5 protein-coding genes and 1 pseudogene are annotated in these 3,292 nt (G+C 70.3%); 4 read left to right on the forward strand and 2 right to left on the reverse strand.

What is annotated here, in order from left to right:
• Window positions 1-35: 35 nt before the first annotated feature.
• Window positions 36-1,070 (forward strand): DUF1963 domain-containing protein, encoded by a 1,035-nt coding sequence (locus EAO70_RS35010; protein ID WP_148006847.1) that lies wholly within the window; start codon window positions 36-38, stop codon window positions 1,068-1,070.
• A 1-nt stretch (window position 1,071) separates the two neighbouring features.
• On the opposite strand, the gene EAO70_RS35015 is transcribed toward EAO70_RS35010, so the two are convergent.
• Together EAO70_RS35015 and EAO70_RS35020 are read right to left on the reverse strand one after the other, a co-directional pair.
• A complete protein-coding gene (locus tag EAO70_RS35015) occupies window positions 1,072-1,266 on the reverse strand; it encodes a DUF397 domain-containing protein (RefSeq protein ID WP_148006848.1) in 195 nt (64 codons plus the stop codon).
• Window positions 1,259-2,080: a helix-turn-helix transcriptional regulator gene (locus EAO70_RS35020; protein ID WP_148006849.1), complete on the reverse strand. Its 822-nt coding sequence runs from the start codon at window positions 2,078-2,080 to the stop codon at window positions 1,259-1,261. Before EAO70_RS35020 ends, EAO70_RS35015 begins: the two co-directional genes overlap by 8 nt.
• Before the next feature lie 110 nt (window positions 2,081-2,190).
• Between EAO70_RS35020 and EAO70_RS35025 the strand changes: the two genes are divergently transcribed.
• The 3 genes and pseudogenes from EAO70_RS35025 to EAO70_RS38330 form a co-directional block, all read left to right on the forward strand.
• Entirely contained in the window at window positions 2,191-2,430 is a 240-nt protein-coding gene (locus EAO70_RS35025; protein ID WP_148006850.1) for a hypothetical protein, read from the forward strand.
• Window positions 2,427-2,675 (forward strand): hypothetical protein, encoded by a 249-nt coding sequence (locus tag EAO70_RS35030; protein WP_148006851.1) that lies wholly within the window; start codon window positions 2,427-2,429, stop codon window positions 2,673-2,675. Before EAO70_RS35025 ends, EAO70_RS35030 begins: the two co-directional genes overlap by 4 nt.
• 143 nt (window positions 2,676-2,818) lie before the next feature.
• Window positions 2,819-3,292: pseudogene (locus EAO70_RS38330) on the forward strand (hypothetical protein); the annotation flags it as partial.

Genomic DNA, 3,292 nt, shown 5'->3' on the forward strand with positions numbered 1-3,292 from the left:
GTGGGGGCCGGAGGGGCGGCCCCTAGGGTCACCCCATGACGAGAACCACGCCGCCGCGTCCGCTCGACGTCGAAGCGCTCTTCCCGGAGCTGGCCGCCCACCGGGGCACGACCACCCGTCTGCATCCGCGGCCGGGGCGTCCGGGCGTGTCGGACAGCTCGGTCGGCGGGCCGATGCTGTGGCCCGCGGACGAACCGTGGCCGGTGTGCACGGAGGCCCACGAACGTGGGCGCGGGCGGCGGCCCGGGGACATCCACCGCAAGCGCGGGGTGATGGCGGCGGCGTACGCGCGGGAGCCGTACGAGGGCCTGACGGAGGAGGAACGGCGTCTCGTCGGGGAACTGGAACGCGAGCACCGGGTGCCGGGGGCGGGTGAGAACGACCCGGTGCCGATGATCGGCCTGGCGCAGCTGTACGCGAAGGACGTCCCGGACCTTCCGGCGGGACCGGACGGCGCCGACCTGCTCCAGGTCTTCTGGTGCCCGTTCGACGCCCACGGCCCCACCGGCTACGGGATGTCGCTGGACGTGCGCCGGCGGAGGGCGGCGGAGGTGGTCGACGTCCTGACGTCGCCGCCGCTGCCGGAGGTCGTCGGCTACGAGGGGTACATACCGGAGCCGTGCGTGCTGCACCCGGAGCAGGTGGCCACGTACCCCTTCGCGGGGCTGCTGCCGGAGGAGCTGTGCGAACGGATCCACGCGTGGGAGGAGGCGCTGGAGGAGGAGGCGGAGGAACGGGAGGACGACGAGGAAGAGGACCACCCCGTCGGCTACCAGTACGACCTGTCGATCCCGCCGGGCTGGCGGGCCGGCGGGTACGCGTCCTGGCACGCGACGGACCCGTACGCGATGGACTGCGCGAACTGCGCGACGCCGATGGACCTGCTGCTGACCGTCGACTCGTCCGAGTGGGACGGCGGCAGCGGGAGTTGGACCCCGCTGGAGGAACGGGGCCTGCGCCCCCACCCGGCGGCCCTGCCGACCGCCGTCGTCGCCGGCAACCACGGCGAACTGAACGTCTTCACCTGCCCGACGGATCCGGGACATCCGGCGCGGTGGAGCGTGCAGTAGGTCAGACGGCGTGGGCCCGCGCGAAGGCGGTGAAGGCGGTCCAGGCGGCGGGGGTGGCGGTGAGCTCGCCCTTGGCGTGGTCCTTGGTGTCGCGGACGCGGATGACGCTGGGGGCGTTGTCGGCGACCTCGATGCAGGCGTCGTTGTCGTTGCCGCTGTACGTGCTCGTGTGCCAGTTCGGCGAGGTCTCAGTCATCGTGTTCCTTCGCGATCGCGCGCATCAGTTCAAGGGATGCCCGGACGCCCAGGGCACCCTGTTGCAGCAGATCATAGACACGTTGGAAACGCATCACCTCGGCTGGTTCCTCTGTGTAGTTGCCCGTACTGAATCCCTCCGTGTAGGCCCCGCGCTCCCCCTTGGGGAGGGTGAGGAGCGCGACGGAACCAGCCACCGGTTCACCCTTCATGGGGAGCACCTGAATGTTCACGTGGGGGCGTTCGCACAGGGCGAGAAGGTGCTCGATCTGCTCGCGCATCACTTGGCCGCCCCCCATGTCACGGCGCAGGCAGGCCTCGTCGAGGACGATCATCATCCACGGCGGGTCGGGCCGGTCGAGGATGGACTGGCGTTCAAGCCGCCTCCGCACGTAGTCGCCGATCTGAGCCGAGTCGCCCGCGAGACCCGCGCCCATCATCGCCCGCGCATAGCCCCCGGTCTGCAGCAGACCGGGCACGATGATGGAGAACTCGTGCATGGCGGTGGCTTCGAGCTGCCGGCGCATGTAGGTCTTCGCGTAGTCCCGCACGTTCTGCTCGTTGAGGATCTTCACGAGGTTCACGAGGGTTCCGGGGAGGAGGCTGAGAACCACCTCCAGCTTCCTGGCGAGGTCACGGTCCGGCGGGTCCTCACCCAGCTCGATCGCGGAGAGACGGCTCCCGCTGCTGAAGACCTTCCCCCCGACGTACGCCTGGGTCCACTCCCGTCCCAGGGCCAAACGCGCCTCGCGCACTACGTTGCCGAGGTACTGCTCGACGCTGTCTCCGGGGTCCAGTTCCTTCGCTCCTGGCATATGCCTCGTTCCTCACCTGCACGTCGGGAGCTCAACTCCTGGTGAGCGTAGGGCGGTACGCGCGATCGTGGAGGCGGTCCTGAGGAGATCCATCAGAAAGAGAGCCCGCCATGCGCACGCCCCCCACCCCACCTCCCATCCGCCCGGTCTCCGAACCCGAGGCGGCGCAGGTGTTCCGCGACCTCAAGGCCGCCATGGACACCGCCGGGCTCCCCACCAACGGCCTCTACCGGGACGTGACGCGCTCGGCCGGCGGCGACGTCCACCGGTACGGGCTCGGGGTCGTCGGCGTGACCGGCGCGAAGCGGCTGACCGCCCTGCTCCGCGACGCCCGACGGGACGCCCCATGAGGTACCGGATCGGCGACGTCGTGACCGACGCGCAGCGCGCGCTCACCGGGCAAGTGCGGTCCGTGCACGGGGGTCTGCTGACGCTGGTCCGTCCCAGCGGCTACCTCTGGGAGGCGGCGGCGGAGGAGTGCTGGACGGCGAGTCCGGAGGAGCGGGCGAGCCTGACGCCGCGCGGAGCCGTGCGCGTGATCAGCACGTCACCCGCGCGGAGGGACGACACGCAACGAAGTCGTCAGCTTCCGTGACCGATCGCCACTCGTACGGGGGGTCTTCACCCTGTGTGTCGGTTTCGGCATATGCGCGTGCATTACGTTCGCAGCAAAGCGGCCCCCGACGACGGCTGGAACCCGTCGCGAGGGCCTGAACCACCAGTGGAAAGCACCCACCCGTGATCTATCGGCACTTTATCGCGCCCTCGCGCGCCTTCAGCCAGTTCTCCCACGAGATCATCAGGCACCCCCGGCTCGGCTCCGATGCCACGCGCCTGCTCACCTGGCAGCTCTCTCTCCCCGCCCACGCCCGGGAAACCCTCTCGGACTCGGCCAAGCGCGCCGGGATCGGGGCATGTGCGTTCTACAAGGCCAAGCGGCAGCTCATGACCGAGGGGTACGTGCACGAGCGGCGCGTACAGGGGGACGGCGGACAGTGGGTGACCCAACAGCTGGTCTCCAGCACGCCGTTGCGCCCGGAAGAGGGGGTCCGGATCCTCAGCCGCACGCCGGTCCGCAACGGTGTGGAGCGGGTGTTCCCGCAGGTGGGACCGAGTACCCGCAATCCGGCCGTCGGTCGGCCGGGGCGTCGGCCGACCGACGGTCATCCAGAGAAAGACCGAAGGGATGACACCTCCGACCGTCCGCCGGGG

The sequence above is a fragment of the Streptomyces sp. adm13(2018) genome, assembly GCF_008042145.1.
Classification (GTDB): domain Bacteria; phylum Actinomycetota; class Actinomycetes; order Streptomycetales; family Streptomycetaceae; genus Streptomyces.

Excerpts from the sequence above, each read along its gene's own strand:
- EAO70_RS35010 (WP_148006847.1), top strand. The coding sequence starts at position 36 with ATGACGAGAACCACGCCGCCGCGTCCGCTCGACGTCGAAGCGCTCTTC.
- EAO70_RS35015 (WP_148006848.1), bottom strand. The coding sequence starts at position 1,266 with ATGACTGAGACCTCGCCGAACTGGCACACGAGCACGTACAGCGGCAAC.
- EAO70_RS35020 (WP_148006849.1), bottom strand. The coding sequence starts at position 2,080 with ATGCCAGGAGCGAAGGAACTGGACCCCGGAGACAGCGTCGAGCAGTAC.
- EAO70_RS35025 (WP_148006850.1), top strand. The coding sequence starts at position 2,191 with ATGCGCACGCCCCCCACCCCACCTCCCATCCGCCCGGTCTCCGAACCC.
- EAO70_RS35030 (WP_148006851.1), top strand. The coding sequence starts at position 2,427 with ATGAGGTACCGGATCGGCGACGTCGTGACCGACGCGCAGCGCGCGCTC.